The sequence below is a fragment of the Flavobacterium sp. KS-LB2 genome, from assembly GCF_036895565.1.
GTDB lineage: Bacteria > Bacteroidota > Bacteroidia > Flavobacteriales > Flavobacteriaceae > Flavobacterium.
In genome coordinates this window covers 2,679,505-2,695,073 of record NZ_CP145904.1, presented here as the reverse complement: position 1 = coordinate 2,695,073, position 15,569 = coordinate 2,679,505, and the positions used below count along the sequence as shown (strand labels likewise).

Below are 15,569 nucleotides of genomic sequence, written 5' to 3'. Positions count from 1 at the left end.
CTATGTTTTTTAATTCGTTTTCTTTTGCTCTTTTTCTGCCTATCGTATTCGTTTTGTATTGGTTTGTTTTTAATAAGACCAAAAGCAGTCAAAATGCGTTGCTTATTATAGCGAGTTATTATTTTTATTCCTGTTGGGATTGGCGATTTTTGTTCTTATTGGTTTTCTCTACTTTTTTAGATTATTATACCGGTATTCGAATAGAAAAGGCAAAGACAGAAGCCAGTCGAAAATTTTGGTTTTGGTTGAGTATTAGTGTCAATCTGGGGTTTTTAGGGATTTTTAAATATTATAATTTTTTTGCTGATTCCTTCTCTCAATTGTTGAACGGTATTGGTTTACAAACGAGTCCACTTTTACTGAATGTAGTACTTCCCGTTGGGATTTCTTTTTATACTTTTCACGGATTATCGTATGTAATTGATATTTACCACAAACGAATCAAAGCGGAGTATAACTTCGTCGATTATTCTTTATTTGTCAGTTATTTTCCTTTATTGGTAGCGGGGCCTATTGAAAGAGCGACACACCTATTGCCACAGGTCAAAGTAAAACGCAGTTTTGATTTTGATAAAGCCAAAGAAGGGGTACATCAATTCATTTGGGGATTGGTCAAAAAAGTGGTTGTTGCAGATACCTGTGCTACATATGCCAATGCTATTTTTGATAATTATGAATCAATGAATTCTCTGTCACTACTATTGGGTGCTGTTTATTTTGCCTTTCAGATTTATGGGGATTTTTCAGGCTATTCAGATATGGCTTTAGGAATGTCTAAATTGTTTGGGATTGATTTGTTGCGTAATTTTAATTATCCCTATTTTTCTCGAGACATAGCCGAGTTCTGGCGCAGATGGCATATTTCGTTATCCTCTTGGTTTCGGGATTATTTATACATTCCATTGGGAGGCAGTAGTGGAGGAATGGCGATGAAAATTCGGAATACGTTTATTATATTTTTGGTCAGTGGTTTTTGGCATGGTGCCAATTGGACTTTTATAGCTTGGGGATTTATTAATGCGTTGTATTTTTTACCTTTATTGCTGTTAAAAAGAAATCGGTCTAACATGGAAATGGTTTCATTGCGCTGGGATTTCAATTCAGTTAGTGTGTTTTTTAGTATGTTGAGCACTTTTGCTATAACGTGTTTGGCTTGGGTATTTTTTAGGGCTAAATCGATAGGTGATGCGTTTGACTATATCAGTAGAATTTTTACGAATGGAATCTTTCAAGGTCAATATTTGGAGCACGAACGGTACAATTATGAGAACCTTTTATTAGTTTTTGTTTTTATTGTAGTAGAATGGAACAGTCGCAGACAAGTAGAGCCTATTTCAGGTAAGTACAGCATGCTGAAATTAGCTTTATGTATGTTGGCTATCATTGCTTTGGGAACGTATTCGGATTATAAAGAATTTATTTATTTTCAGTTTTAGTAGATGTTTCAGTTTTACCACAACCCCAAAGAGAGTCAGGAATTTAGGAACTTCTTGAATATTAGGTCGTAATCGTTCTTTTTCACACCCTTTAGTCCCGAGATTTCGGGAGGGGAAGAAAAAAGGAAGTTGAGGAGATGAATTTTCGTTTTACCCCGGCCCTAAAGGGAGCCGAAAATCAGATAAGAGTAGTTCGTTTTTTTCTTTTCACCCTTTAGGGCAGGGGCAAAAAAAGAAAAAATTATATGATTTATTTTTAGGGCTGGATAAAAAAGTTATAAGGTATAAATTTTCGTTTTACCCCGACCCTAAAGGGAGCCGAAAATCAGATAAGAATAGTTCGTTTTTTTCTTTTCACCCTTTAGGGCAGGGGCAAAAAAAGAAAAAATGGTATGGTTTATTTTTAGGGCTGGATAAAAAAGTTATAAGGTATAAATTTTCGTTTTACCCCGACCCTGAAGGGAGCCAAAAATCAGAAAAAATTATAAAAGCGTTATGTGTTTTCTTTTCACTCTTTAGGGCAGGGGCAAAAAAAGAAAAAATGGTATGATTTATTTTTAGGGCTGGATAAAAAGTTATAAGGTATAAATTTTCGTTTTACCCCGACCCTAAAGGGAGCCGAAAATCAGAAAAAATTATAAAAGAGTTATGTGTTTTCTTTTCACTCTTTAGAGCAGGGGTAAAAAAAGAAAAAATGGTATGATTTATTTTTAGGGCTAGATAAAAAAGTTATAAGGTATAAATTTTCGTTTTACCCCGACCCTAAAGGGAGCCGAAAATTAGATAAGAGTAGTTCGTTTTTTTCTTTTCACCCTTTAGGGCAGGGGCAAAAAAAGGAAAAATTGTATGATTTATTTTTAGGGCCGGATAAAAAAGTTATAAGGTATAAATTTTCGTTTTACCCCGACCCTGAAGGGAGCCGAAAATTAGATAAGAGTAGTTCGTTTTTTTCTTTTCACCCTTTAGGGCAGGGGCAAAAAAAGGAAAAATTGTATGATTTATTTTTAGGGCCGGATAAAAAAGTTATAAGGTATAAATTTTCGTTTTACCCCGACCCTGAAGGGAGCCGAAAATCAGAAAAAATTATAAAAGCGTTATGTGTTTTCTTTTCACTCTTTAGGGCAGGGGCAAAAAAAGAAAAAATGGTATGATTTATTTTTAGGGCTGGATAAAAAGTTATAAGGTATAAATTTTCGTTTTACCCCGACCCTAAAGGGAGCCGAAAATCAGAAAAAATTATAAAAGAGTTATGTGTTTTCTTTTCACTCTTTAGAGCAGGGGTAAAAAAAGAAAAAATGGTATGATTTATTTTTAGGGCTAGATAAAAAGTTATAAGGTATAAATTTTCGTTTTACCCCGACCCTGAAGGGAGCCGAAAATCAGAAAAAATTATAAAAGCGTTATGTGTTTTCTTTTCACTCTTTAGTCCCGAGATTTCGGGAGGGGTTAAAAAACGAAGAATAGGAACATCTTTAGAACTAAAAAAAAATTAAAAGAACAATACAAAAAGAGAATAAATAATAATGAAAAAGTTTCTACTGTTTGCTTTAAAAACGTTACTGATGGTACTTATACTTGCAGTTGTTTTAGACTATTGCTATACTGCTATTTATTTGCATTCTTCAAAAAGAAGTAAAGTAGAGCAGATTTATAATTCCAAGAATGAGAATTATGATGTTATTATTTTAGGTTCTTCCCGTGCTAATAATCATTTTGTAGCGCCATTGTTTGAGCAAAAAGGCTTGAAAACCTTTAATTACGGGTTGAGTGGCGGGCATTTATTTGAAGCTTCTTTGTTACTTAAGTTGATGGTAGAGCGCCATTATAAAATAAAAAATGTGCTACTGGAGGCGGATTTGAATTTGTCTAATGAGCAAAGGGCTGAAGGCGTTTCTGCGCGATTCTTACCGTATTTGCATCAATCCAAAACCATTCGGGATCATTTTTCGAAAGAGAAAGATTTTCGACAACTGTATTATATTCCTTTTTACCGATACATCGCATTTGATACCCGCATTGGTTTTCGGGAGACATATAAGACAGTATTACAAGAACCTACCAATAGTTTAGATCATTTTGGCTATTATCCCTTAGGAAACAAAAAAGGCAATATGAAAAATAATATTACCAATTTAAAGCCTTTGCATAACCTCTATTACGAAGAAATTAAGCAAATTTGTAAAAGGAATCAGATTAATTTGATTGTGGTTACAACCCCAATGTGCAGTGCGGTAACTGGGATGGATTATTTTGAAAAAGTAATCAAGATCCATCCTGAAATTCATAATTATGAAAATGCAGTTGAAGGGGACCAGTATTTTTCATCTTGCGGACACCTGAATGATACAGGAGCAAGATTGTTTACAAAAAGAATCATAAGAGATCTTTTTCCTCTTCCCTCCAGCCGTATTGGGACTGTCCAAAGAGGAAAGCCCTCGATGGAATATAAATAGAATCACAAAATAAATAGGAATAAGAACAGTGCTCCATTTCCATGATCAAATACAATGAAAGAAGATAAAAATGTTTCGGTCTTGGCTCCCCTTTCCTTAAGGGAGGGGTCTGGGGGGATGAAAATAGCTTTCCTGACTCCCGAATATCCACATTTGAAAACGGGAAGCTCTGGAGGTATTGGCACTAGTATCAAAAACTTGGCAATGGGACTTTTGGCAGAAGGATGCGCTGTTCGGGTTTTGGTTTATGGACAAAAAGAAGAGGGGGTATTTGATGATAATGGGATTTGTATTCAACAGATAAAGAATGTGAAATTCAAAGGATTATCTTGGTACCTCACTAGGAAAAAACTGGAGAAAATAATTGATGGTTTGTTTGAGAGTAAAGAAATTGATTTGGTTGAAGCACCCGATTGGACTGGAATTACTTCTTTTATATCTCCAAAAAAATGCCCTATTATCATTCGATTGAACGGTTCTGATACTTATTTCTGCCAATTGGATCAACGCCCCGTAAAATGGAACAATAAATTCCACGAGAAAAGAGCCCTAAAAAAAGCGGATGGATTACTCTCGGTGAGTCAGTTTACAGCCGATTTGACTAATGAAGTATTTGGATTGGATAAAAAATTCACCATTATCCCGAATTCGATTGACACTAGTTTGTTCAATAACAACCCGAATAATAATGCTTCTACTCTTATACCCCCTTTAGGAGTTGGGGAGGCAAGTGGGCTCCTGTATTTTGGCACCTTGATTCGAAAAAAAGGATTGTTAGAGTTGCCTTTGATTTTTAATGAGGTGATTAAAAAAAATCCAAATGCAACATTAGTATTGGTAGGAAGAGATGCCTCCGATATTGTTTCTGGAGCCGCATCAACCTGGGGACTTATGCAAGAACTCTTTTCGCTTGAAGCAATTGCTAATGTAACCTATTTAGGAAGTGTTCCTTATAGTGAAATAAAAAAGAAAATAGAACAAGCAAATGTATGTGTGTTTCCTACATTTGCAGAAGCGCTTCCTGTTTCATGGATCGAAGCTATGGCTTTAGAAAAACCTATTGTAGCCTCTAATATAGGGTGGGCAAAAGAGGTTCTTGATGATGGAGTAAGTGGATTTCTAGAACATCCAACAGCGCATAAGGCGTATGCAAATAAAATCATCACCTTGCTTGGGGATCTAAATTTACAAAGGGAATTTGGTATTCAAGCCCGTAAAAAAGTAGAAGAAACCTTTAGTATATCAGTAGTGGCTAAGCAAAGTTTATTGTTTTATAAAAGTAGTATTGTATCAAAATGAAGAAAAAGATAAAAAAAATCATTAGTGCCATTTTTCCTAATGGAGGTATAAAAGAGAAAATTAAGCTAGCCTATTATAGCATTAATAAACCGAAAGATACTTTTTATTCCGTAGTACAAGGAAGCGGGAATTTTATTGCTTATAAAACTGTTTTTCAGGATTTAACAATGATAACGAATGAAGCATTATATTTTATAGCACCGGATTTTAATTATTACCAGCATTTTTATAAAGTAAAAGAAAGCGATGTTGTTCTTGATGCTGGAGCCAATTGTGGGCATTTGTCGATTTTGTTTTCTAAATTGACCGGTTCAGGAGGGGTTGTTTATGCTTTTGAACCAGACGGTTATAATGTAAAGCGGATAGACCATAATATCAGTTTAAACAAAGACCTTCCAGGAAATATAAAAATTGAAAATTTGTTGCTTTGGGATGAAAACAAATGGATTGATTTTTATGAAGCAGGTACGGTAGGCTCCTCTGCAGTTTGGATTCCAGATAGTGATAAATGTGTTAAAAAAGAAGCCGTGCGTATTGATGATTGGGTTACAAACAATACCATTAAAAAATTAGATTTTATAAAAATGGATATCGAAGGTGCTGAAATAGAAGCTTTGGCTGGTTGTGAGGAAACGATACGAAATCTAAGCCCTAATTTTGCTATTGCCTCCTATCATATAGTAGATGGAGAAGCTACATTTATCAAAGTAGAGGAATTTTTTAAAAAAATGAATTATCCCTATCAAACGATTCGATTTAGGAAAAATGAAATCATAACGTTTGCAGGTCCCTGCTTAAAAAATTAGCGGTATGATAATTCTGTATCATGCTGATGCTAAGGTAGTCGAACTAATAAATGCGGATGCAATTGAAATCGGAAAGCACGCGCATTTGTCTATCGCTTCGTTTATCGCTTTATTGTCTCAAGAATTTCCAGATGAGATTTTGGTTTGGTGTCATTTGAGTCTAAAAGAACAATTGAATCTTTCTGGAATGGAACAATTATTCCACCATAAAAAACTCTTGTTTTCCTATAATCCTTTTGGAAGTTTCTATATTGATAGGACTATTGGTTATATTGATGAATCTCCTTTTACAAATGTAAATAGTAATGTAACTTTTCCGACTTGGCAAATGAGTAGCTGGGTTGGAGGTGTTTATTTGTCCGTTTTTTTAGCTTTAAAAGATGAAATTTCCAGTGAGAAAAATTTTGATTATTTTTTATGTTCTGTAGCAAAATTAGCTATGCCAAAAGGCTTGTTGTGTTATTCAGAACCCCTACTTTTAAAACAACAAGCGCACACTATTTATCCTATCAAGAGAAATACGTTTGTTCTTTTTCGATTTGTGAAACAGCATTACAAAACACGATGGGTATTTTTATTGCTTCTGAACTTCTTGCTTTACGAAAGAAAATTTCCAGTATTTCCGATGTTAGTATCTCTTTTTTACAAGAATAGAAATGCCAATACCATGAATCTTGATGGTATTGTAGTGCAATCCTCCAGAGTATTTAGTACTGCGGAAACGATTGATGTTATTATTCCAACTATTGGAAGGAGCACCTATTTATATGATGTATTGAAAGATTTTGCTAAGCAAGTCAAGTTGCCTAATCAGATTATTATTGTGGAACAAAATCCATTAGCAGGGAGTACGACTGAATTAGATTATATTACTTCAGAAAAATGGCCTTTTCCTATTCAGCATTTTTTTACGCATCAGGCGGGTGCTTGTAACGCCAGAAATGTAGCTTTGAGTCACATCCAAAGTGAATGGATATTTCTAGCAGATGATGATAATCGCTTTTCACCTAATTTATTGGTTGATGTTTTTAAATTAATACAACAATTTGGAAGTCCGGTTGTGACGGTTTCTTACCCTCAAAAGAATGAAATAAAAAAATACTTTAATGTAATTCAATGGCCTACTTTTGGTGCTGGTAACAGTATTATTAAAAGAGATTTTCTGGAAAAAGTAAAATTTAATAAGGCATTGGAATTTGGTTATGGTGAGGATGGTGATTTTGGAATGCAGTTGCGAAATACTGGTGCTGATATTTTGTATTTGCCTGAACCCGAAATACTCCATTTAAAAGCGCCTGTTGGTGGTTTTAGAACAAAGCCTATTTTGCAATGGCAAAATGATAAAATTCAGCCAAAGCCTTCACCTACAATAATGTTGTATAAAATTTTGCATACTACAATTGAGCAACAGTTGGGTTATAAAACCATTTTGTTCTTCAAGTATTATAAATTACAAAAGATCAAAAATCCGTTGCAGTATTATAGTAATTTTCAAAAGCAATGGAAAAGAAGTGTATTTTGGGCTACTGAATTAAATAAAAAATAACATGAAGTTTTCGTTAATCATCTGTACTTACATGCGCCCTGAGTCGTTGTTGCAATTGTTACAATCGGTTCGCGAACAAACGTTATATCCAGACGAAATTCTGATTATTGATGGTTCAGTAAATCAGGATACAGAGTGGGTTCTAAATAAGAATCAATTTAAGAATTTAAACTATTTCTGCGTGCCAATTAAGGATCGTGGATTAACGAGACAACGTAATTTTGGAATTGAGAGAGTAGAAAAGGATATTGATGTAATTTGTTTTCTAGATGATGATACGGTTTTAGAAGTGGATTATTTTAAACAATTATTAAAAACCTATGAGCTCTATCCAGAAGCTCTTGGAGCAGGAGGTTATATTCTTGACGAAACTAAATGTGAATTCGTAGGCTATGATTACCTGCCTACAAAAGATGAGTTTTATTTTGACGGATGGAAAAGAAAAGATGGAAGTCGCTTTGTATTGAGAAAGAAATTAGGACTGGATAGCAATTGCCCGCCGGGATATTCTTCTTTATATTCGCACGGAAGAAGCGTTGGTTTTTTGCCTCCTAGTGGTAAAACCTATGAAGTCGAAATGCTTATGGGAGGTGTTTCTTCTTTTAGAAAAGAAGTCTTCAATACATTGCAATTCTCGACTTATTTTGAAGGGTATGGCTTGTATGAAGATGCTGATTTTACCTTGAGAGTTGCTAAAATTGGAAAATTGTATCTGAATACTGCTGCTCAATTATATCACTATCACGATGCCTCGGGCAGACCCAATCAATATTTATACGGAAAAATGGTGGTGCGAAATGGTTGGTATGTTTGGCGTACTAAAAATCCTAAACCGTTTTTAGAAGCAAAACTAAAATGGCATTCTATCACAATACTTTTGACATTGATACGATTTAGCAATACATTTACAACAAACAAAAAGAAAGAGGCCTTTACGGAGGCTTTAGGTAGAACTGTGGGATGGTGGAGTTTGTTATTTAATAAGCCTCAATAATATTTTTAACTCAATTGGATTAACTTTTCTTAAATGTTTTTTTTAACCTGATTTTAAATTCTACTACGTATGCATAAAATGGATTTTTCGATTCAAAGGATTAATGTTATTATCGTATTGTTATCATCTGTGATGATGATGGTGGTTTTAAATCTTCCTTTTAAAGCGAAGCCATTTGGCGATATTACCTTTCATGAAGAATCTAAAAACCTAGCTTTGTTTATTAAGGGAGCCGTTCCCTATGATAAGGTTGTAATAACAAGAGCTCCCGGCCCCATACTTTTTTATGCACCCGTTTATACATTAGCGCCTGTTGATGCTACAGATGACAAGCTTTGGGTATATGCTGTAGTTTTTACTTCAATTATTATTACGATAAGTTTGTTACTGATATTTAGAATTGGAAGCGCTTTTTTTTCTAAAGAAGTTGGTTTCTTAAGTGTGTTACTTTTTTTCCTTTTTCCTATACATTGTTATTATTCCTTGGGGATATTAGCTGAAGTTCCTGCTTTTTTCTCATTGACGTTAGCTATTTATGGTTGGTCAATTGCCTTTCATCAACCGGAAAAAAAATCAGGTTGGATTTTTCTTATATTGGGTATCTGGTTTTTAATTTTGAACAGACCTAATGCAGTATTGCTTTTAGGATTGGGTTTCTTAGTGGTATTGTATTCCTTTTTTAAGAATAAATCCTTCTTTCGGGGTTATGGAAGAAAAATGATAGTCTCTTTTTTTTGTGTTGGATTATTAGGTTTTGGTGTTTTACAACTTTCAAAAATAATTACAGGAAATAAATCGGGAGGGAGCCAAGAAGGGTTACTTTATTATGTTGCACACCAAGGAAGATTTCAATTTCGGGAAGAACCTACTGATTTTCGTTTTTGGGAAAGTGATATTCGACCAGACAGCAAAGATTATCAGAACTGGCATAAAAGTGGTGTTGCCCTTTCTGTAGTTATGGAGCAAACACATCAATCGTATGCTGAGGTTTACAAAAAATTCCTAATTGATGATGCATTGGAACACCCCGGTTTATTTATCAGACAGTTTTTTGTAAAATGTTTTTACGGTCACGTTTATTTTATTAATAGTGTTCAACCGGATAAATTTGCTTTGGGGCCGTTGAAAGGACCTATTGGTTACTGGACTTTTATTTTTCTTATTAATGCTGTTAATTTAATTATTGTAGTGGGTGCTCTATTATTTTTATTCCGAGAGAAAAATTTAATTCAATATTGGCTTTTTTGGGGTATAATTGTTTCTTTACTTATCTTTCACGGATTAACTTATATGGAACCAAGATATATTTTCCCTTCGAGAGTAGCCTTGTACCTTATGAGTGCAGCTGGATTGTACAGGGTTTCTTGGATTCAAAAAATAATTCAAAAAATGACGGTTCATATTTTTCCAATTTCTAACATCAAATCATGAAGCCAGTTATTCTTAAGCCTATTATTGGAATCGTTTCTCCCTGTTATAATGAAGAACAGGTATTAGAAGAGACTGAAAAACAACTCCGCAATTTAATTCTTGATTTAGTTGAGCGTGAATTGGTTTCAGATAAAAGTTTTGTTGTTTTTATTGATGATGGAAGCAGTGATGCAACTTGGACCATTATTGAGCAAAAAGCAAGTGAAAGTAGTATTGTAAAAGGATTGAAATTAGCGGGAAATGTTGGGCATCAGAATGCATTGTTAGCAGGTTTGCTAACCTATAATCCCGATGCGGACGCATTAATTTCTATTGATGCCGATTTACAAGATGATGTTCGAATTATAGAAACAATGATTCAGAAATATAAATTGGGGATAGATGTGGTGTATGGTGTTAGGAAAGAACGCACAACAGATACTTTTTTTAAAAAAAATTCAGCCTTGCTGTTTTATTTTTTGATAAAGAAAATGAAATCGAATATGATTCCCAATCATGCAGATTATAGATTGTGCAGCAACCGAGTTATTAAGGCTCTTTCTGATTTTAATGAGGTCAATCTATTTCTTAGAGGGATCATCCCATTAATTGGATTTAAAAAAGAAGTCATTTACTATGACCGATTAGAGCGCTTTGCTGGAAAATCTAAATTTCCTTTACGCAAAATGCTATCTTTTGCTTGGAATGGTATTACTTCTTTTAGTAATTTTCCTTTGAAATTAGTAACGGCATTAGGCTTTATTATTTTTATCGTTTGTTTGATTATGAGTGGCTATGCATTTATGGCTGTTTTTACTGGAGATACTGTACCTGGTTGGTTGTCAACTGTTCTACCGATGTACTTTTTAGGAGGCATTCAATTGTTTTCCATTGGTATTATAGGAGAATATATAGGTAAAATATATGCAGAGGTCAAACAAAGACCGCGTTACATTGTAGAGGAAAGGATAGATTAGAGACCTAAACAATTTATAGTATTTGGTATGGAAGTAGATTTCGAAAAAAAGTATCATGAAGTTGAAATAGAAAATTGGTGGTTTAAATCTAGAAGGAAGTATTTACTGGACTTATTGGGCGACGTATCAAAAGACAGTAAGATATTGGATATTGGGTGTTCATCAGGTGTTTTTTTAAAAGATTTGGAAGTTTTGGGGTTTAAAACAGAATATCTTTTTGGGGTTGATATTAGTGAAAATGCGATAGCGAATTGTAAAGCCAATGGAATTCAAAATGCATTTGTAATGGACGCCCAGGATATTTCACTAGATGAAGAGTTTGATATCATTATAGCGTCTGATTGTCTTGAACATTTGGAAGATGACAAAAAGGCTATTAGCAATTGGTCCAGGATATTGAAAACTGGAGGGACGATGTATGTTTTTGTTCCGGCTTTTCAATCTTTATGGAGCCATCATGATGTGGTTAATATGCATTTTAGAAGGTATACTAATCAAGAATTAAAAACCAAATTAGTCCATGAAAACTTGACTGTTGTTAAATCAAGTTATTGGAATTTTTCTTTATTTGTACCTGTTTATATTTTTAGAAAATTAAGTGTTTTTTTGTCTGAAGACAAAAAGGAAAAGGGGCAGATTATCGGTAATACAACCGTAAATTATATATTATTGAAGTTGTTGTTATTAGAGAACAGCTTGCTAAAGTATATTAGCTTTCCTTTTGGAATCAGTACTTTTTGTATTGCAAAAAAAATATGATTTAAAAAAGAGTTTGCATTATAAATTAAAGAAGTAAAAAAAAAATTAAATTTTACCTGTAAATGAAATTTGCAATCATTACTCATGTTCCTCACATAGTAACAAAAGAGAGTTACTACGCTTATGCGCCTTACGTTCGCGAAATGAATATTTGGATAAAAGAAGTAGATACGGTAATGTTGCTAGCCCCAAAATCTGGGTCAACAAAGACAGCTATTGATCTTGTATATGTGCATGAAAATATTGAGTTTGTTGCAATCGATAGTTTTGATTTACTTAGTTTAAAAGGGATTTTCAAAACGATATTTACAATTCCAAAAATTTGTTGGCAGCTCTACACGTCTATACAGAAAGCTGATCATATTCATTTGCGTTGTCCCGGAAATATTGGATTGTTGGGTTGTTTTATCCAAATTTTTTTCCCCAATACACCTAAAACCGCCAAATATGCTGGGAATTGGGATTCAAAATCGAAACAACCTTTAACCTATAAAGTGCAGCGTTGGATTTTAGGAAATTCGCTCCTAACTAGAAATATGAAGGTTTTGGTCTATGGAGAATGGGAAGGTAGCTCCAAAAATATAAAGCCTTTTTTTACGGCTACGTATTCAGAATCAGATAAATTACCCTTGCATAACAAAAATTTAAAAGGTAGGATTGATTTTGTTTTTGTAGGGACTTTGGCCAATGGAAAAAATCCCTTATATGCCATTCAGTTGGTAGAAACGGTATTGAAAAAAGGGCATAATGTAGTATTAAAGCTGTATGGGGAAGGTGTAGAGCGAAAGAATTTGGAACGCTATGTGGAACAAAATAATTTGAGCCACATCATTTCATTGGAAGGAAATCAAAATCAGCAAACGCTGGAAAAAGCCTATCAAGACAGTCATTTTGTTATTTTACCTTCCGCCAGTGAAGGTTGGCCCAAAGCCATTGCAGAGGGCATGTTTTGGGGATGCGTTCCAGTAGCTACTGCTGTTTCTTGCGTTCCATTGATGTTGGATTATGGAGAACGGGGTGTTTTACTGACAATGAATTTAGAAGCAGATTGTAGGCAAATACAGACTGTTATTAGCAGTGAAGAGGATTTCAAGGCTATTCGGACAAAAGCTTCAGACTGGTCTAGACAATACACCTTGGATGTTTTTGAGGAAGGAATAAAGGAGTTGTTATTTTTAGAAGTAAGATGAAAGAGGCAAGATGGAAGGTTATTGTATTTAAGAATTACAAATTAAGAAAATATAAGTAAAAAATGCGCATCATTCAAATCATAGATTCTCTTGAGGCTGGAGGTGCAGAGCGAATGGCTGTAAACTATGCTAATGCTTTGACAACAGAGATTTCGTTTTCAGGATTAGTTGCTACTCGAAAAGAAGGTAGTTTGAAAAGACAATTGAAAGACGAAGTTTCCTATTTGTTCTTAGATAAGCAACGTGCTTTAGATTTCAAGGCTTTGTTTCGTTTGCGAAATTATGTGATACAGCATAAAGTGACTATTATTCATGCACATAGCACTTCTTTTTTTCTAGTTTTTCTGTTGAAATTGCTATGTCCGTCTGTAAGATTAATTTGGCATGATCATTACGGAGACAGTGAGTTTTTATCCAAGAGACCGATTCGTGCTTTGCAGTTAACACTTCCTTTTTTTAGTGGTATCATTAGTGTTAATCAAAAACTAAAGCTATGGGCAGAAGAGCAATTAAAGTTTAAAAAAGTACTTTTTCTGCCTAATTTTCCGTCAGAAGATTTGGTAGTTATACAGCAGACTGTTTTACAAGGAGTCGATGGCAAACGCATTGTATGTTTAGCAAATTTGAGAGTTCAAAAAGACCATTTTTTATTGTTGGAAGTTGCCAAAAAACTACAAAAATCACATCCTGATTGGACTTTCCATTTGGTTGGAAAAGATTTTCAAGATGGGTATTCCCAACAAATTAAGGATTTGATTGTAGCGCATCATTTAGAAAAAAATGTGTTTCTTTACGGCAGTAAAGACGATGTGAAAAATATATTGCATCAATCAACTCTTGCCGTTTTAACTTCCCAATCAGAGGGTTTGCCTGTGGCATTATTAGAATATGGTTGGAATAGAAAAGCTGTTGTAGTGACGCATGTAGGAGAAATAGCTTCTTTGGTACAAAATGGTAAGAATGGTTTTGTTGTTCCCTCTAAAGAAAAACAGCTGTTCTATGACGCAATAGTGGCGTTAATAGAAAATGAACTGTTACAGAAAGAGTTTGGTCTTGCTCTTTATGCGAAGATACAAGCTACTAATTCAGAAGGAGTCATTATTAAAGAGTATTTAAATTGGTTGCAAAATAGTCACAAATGAAAAAAGAGGATCAATCCTATCTTTATATAATTCTTTTCCATGTTCTTATTGGGGTATTAGGCTATGTATTACCCTTTACCGCTAAAATTTATGGGTATTCTATTTTTATTTTGGGATTGTATTACATCATTAAAAATCAAAATAGGAATAATGAAGCGCTTGTGGTTGCCGCTTATGTGGTAGGTAGCGAAGTTTTTTTGCGAATGACCGGCGGAAATCCTTTGTATGAGATTTCGAAGTATGGTGTAATAGTCTTTATTCTTTTTGGGATGTACTACAGTGGTTTTTCTAAAGGAGCTGCGCCCTACTGGATTTTCTTGCTTTTATTGGTTCCTGGTGTTGTTATTTCGACTTTTACTTTGAATTTTGATACGGATCTTCGGACTACTATTGCTTTCAATATTTCGGGGCCCGTTTGTTTAGGAATGGCTTCTTTGTACACTTTTAGGCGTAAGATTCTATTAACAGAAATGAATAGAATCTTGTTTAGTATGGGTTTGCCGATTCTAAGTTGCATGGTTTATCTCACCTTGTACACGCCAAATGTACGGGATGTTGTTACTAGTACACAATCTAATTTTGAAACTTCAGGGGGTTATGGACCGAATCAAGTGGCTACAGTTCTAGGACTGGGAATGTTTATTTTTTTTTCCAGAGTCATATTGGATTCTAAAACAAAATTGCAAATTGTCATTAACCTTATTATCGCTTTAAATATCACTTATCGAGGCATGCTTACCTTTTCTCGAGGTGGTGTTATCACTGGTTTTTTGATGATTGTTTTATTAGTATTGTTTTTGTATTTTAAATCAAATTTTGGTGGCAGGGTAAAACTAAATTATATTATTGTACTGTTGGTATTGGCCAGTTTTGCTACTTGGACCTATACTTCGTTTCAGACGGGAGGCCTTATCAATAAACGATATGCGAATCAAGATGCTGCGGGTAGGGTTAAGGAGAGTCAATTTACAGGAAGAGAGGATATCGCTCAAGAAGAGATTAATATCTTCTTGAAAAATCCAATTTTTGGAGTGGGGGTTGGTAAAGGTGCCGAAGTCAGGGAGATTGATACCGGTATGAAAGTGTTGTCTCATGATGAGATTACTAGGACACTTGCAGAACATGGATCTTTAGGGATATTGGCTTTGTTAATTCTATTTTTTACACCTTTGGTTTTGTATTTAGAAAATAAGTTCAACATGTTTTTATTGTGCTTTGTAGTTTTTTGGTTTTTAACGATTAATCACGCTGCTATGCGGACTGCTGCTCCTGCCTTTGTGTATTCTTTGTCTTTGTTGAATGTGCAGTTGGGGAGTCCTAGGAAGGTTAAGAATGAAGAAGAATGATTAGTTTTTTTAGTGGTCAGTGTTCAGTGTTCAGAAGTTAGTGTTCGGTGGTCGTTGAGTTATTATTATTATTATTATCATTATTATCATTATTATCATTATTATTTAGATGTGTTCCATATCAGTTTTGGACACATTTTAGTACTTGAAAAGATGCTTAATTACTTTGTGAAGGAATCTTATTAGTATTCGTGTTGTATTAAATCGTTAT

General features: G+C 34.2%; 13 protein-coding genes. All 13 read left to right on the top strand.

The window, feature by feature from the left end:
* Positions 1-2: 2 nt before the first annotated feature.
* Positions 3-1,436, top strand: coding sequence for an MBOAT family O-acyltransferase (locus V5J73_RS11520; protein WP_338646025.1), 1,434 nt, complete (start codon positions 3-5; stop codon positions 1,434-1,436).
* Positions 1,437-2,278: 842 nt separating this feature from the next.
* On the top strand, positions 2,279-2,587 hold the full coding sequence (locus V5J73_RS11515; protein ID WP_338646023.1) for a hypothetical protein: 309 nt from the start codon (positions 2,279-2,281) through the stop codon (positions 2,585-2,587).
* 411 nt (positions 2,588-2,998) lie between these two features.
* Positions 2,999-3,889: a hypothetical protein gene (locus tag V5J73_RS11510; RefSeq protein ID WP_338646021.1), complete on the top strand. Its 891-nt coding sequence runs from the start codon at positions 2,999-3,001 to the stop codon at positions 3,887-3,889.
* 54 nt (positions 3,890-3,943) lie between these two features.
* A complete protein-coding gene (locus tag V5J73_RS11505) occupies positions 3,944-5,188 on the top strand; it encodes a glycosyltransferase family 4 protein (protein ID WP_338646019.1) in 1,245 nt (414 codons plus the stop codon).
* Complete coding sequence (locus V5J73_RS11500) at positions 5,185-5,994, top strand: FkbM family methyltransferase (RefSeq protein WP_338646017.1); 810 nt, start codon at positions 5,185-5,187, stop codon at positions 5,992-5,994. Before V5J73_RS11505 ends, V5J73_RS11500 begins: the two co-directional genes overlap by 4 nt.
* 4 nt (positions 5,995-5,998) lie before the next feature.
* The gene (locus tag V5J73_RS11495; protein WP_338646016.1) at positions 5,999-7,540 is read left to right on the top strand and encodes a glycosyltransferase family 2 protein; all 1,542 of its coding nucleotides are present in this window, start codon (positions 5,999-6,001) and stop codon (positions 7,538-7,540) included.
* Position 7,541: 1 nt separating this feature from the next.
* On the top strand, positions 7,542-8,534 hold the full coding sequence (locus tag V5J73_RS11490; protein WP_338646013.1) for a glycosyltransferase family 2 protein: 993 nt from the start codon (positions 7,542-7,544) through the stop codon (positions 8,532-8,534).
* Between the two features lie 69 nt (positions 8,535-8,603).
* Entirely contained in the window at positions 8,604-9,965 is a 1,362-nt protein-coding gene (locus tag V5J73_RS11485; protein ID WP_338646012.1) for a hypothetical protein, read from the top strand.
* Positions 9,962-10,921, top strand: coding sequence for a glycosyltransferase family 2 protein (locus V5J73_RS11480; protein WP_338646011.1), 960 nt, complete (start codon positions 9,962-9,964; stop codon positions 10,919-10,921). Before V5J73_RS11485 ends, V5J73_RS11480 begins: the two co-directional genes overlap by 4 nt.
* Before the next feature lie 27 nt (positions 10,922-10,948).
* Positions 10,949-11,680 (top strand): class I SAM-dependent methyltransferase, encoded by a 732-nt coding sequence (locus V5J73_RS11475; RefSeq protein ID WP_338646009.1) that lies wholly within the window; start codon positions 10,949-10,951, stop codon positions 11,678-11,680.
* A gap of 62 nt (positions 11,681-11,742) precedes the next feature.
* A complete protein-coding gene (locus V5J73_RS11470; protein WP_338646007.1) occupies positions 11,743-12,870 on the top strand; it encodes a glycosyltransferase family 4 protein in 1,128 nt (375 codons plus the stop codon).
* A 62-nt stretch (positions 12,871-12,932) separates the two neighbouring features.
* On the top strand, positions 12,933-14,012 hold the full coding sequence (locus tag V5J73_RS11465; RefSeq protein WP_338646005.1) for a glycosyltransferase family 4 protein: 1,080 nt from the start codon (positions 12,933-12,935) through the stop codon (positions 14,010-14,012).
* A complete protein-coding gene (locus V5J73_RS11460) occupies positions 14,009-15,358 on the top strand; it encodes an O-antigen ligase family protein (RefSeq protein WP_338646003.1) in 1,350 nt (449 codons plus the stop codon). The genes V5J73_RS11465 and V5J73_RS11460 overlap by 4 nt, the downstream gene beginning before the upstream one ends.
* Positions 15,359-15,569: the final 211 nt, after the last annotated feature.

Bases quoted from the DNA above. Each gene is read 5' to 3' on its own strand.
- V5J73_RS11475 (WP_338646009.1), top strand. From the start codon at position 10,949: ATGGAAGTAGATTTCGAAAAAAAGTATCATGAAGTTGAAATAGAAAAT.
- V5J73_RS11485 (WP_338646012.1), top strand. From the start codon at position 8,604: ATGCATAAAATGGATTTTTCGATTCAAAGGATTAATGTTATTATCGTA.
- V5J73_RS11500 (WP_338646017.1), top strand. From the start codon at position 5,185: ATGAAGAAAAAGATAAAAAAAATCATTAGTGCCATTTTTCCTAATGGA.
- V5J73_RS11470 (WP_338646007.1), top strand. From the start codon at position 11,743: ATGAAATTTGCAATCATTACTCATGTTCCTCACATAGTAACAAAAGAG.
- V5J73_RS11520 (WP_338646025.1), top strand. From the start codon at position 3: ATGTTTTTTAATTCGTTTTCTTTTGCTCTTTTTCTGCCTATCGTATTC.
- V5J73_RS11480 (WP_338646011.1), top strand. From the start codon at position 9,962: ATGAAGCCAGTTATTCTTAAGCCTATTATTGGAATCGTTTCTCCCTGT.
- V5J73_RS11510 (WP_338646021.1), top strand. From the start codon at position 2,999: ATGGTACTTATACTTGCAGTTGTTTTAGACTATTGCTATACTGCTATT.
- V5J73_RS11505 (WP_338646019.1), top strand. From the start codon at position 3,944: ATGAAAGAAGATAAAAATGTTTCGGTCTTGGCTCCCCTTTCCTTAAGG.
- V5J73_RS11490 (WP_338646013.1), top strand. From the start codon at position 7,542: ATGAAGTTTTCGTTAATCATCTGTACTTACATGCGCCCTGAGTCGTTG.
- V5J73_RS11495 (WP_338646016.1), top strand. From the start codon at position 5,999: ATGATAATTCTGTATCATGCTGATGCTAAGGTAGTCGAACTAATAAAT.
- V5J73_RS11460 (WP_338646003.1), top strand. From the start codon at position 14,009: ATGAAAAAAGAGGATCAATCCTATCTTTATATAATTCTTTTCCATGTT.
- V5J73_RS11465 (WP_338646005.1), top strand. From the start codon at position 12,933: ATGCGCATCATTCAAATCATAGATTCTCTTGAGGCTGGAGGTGCAGAG.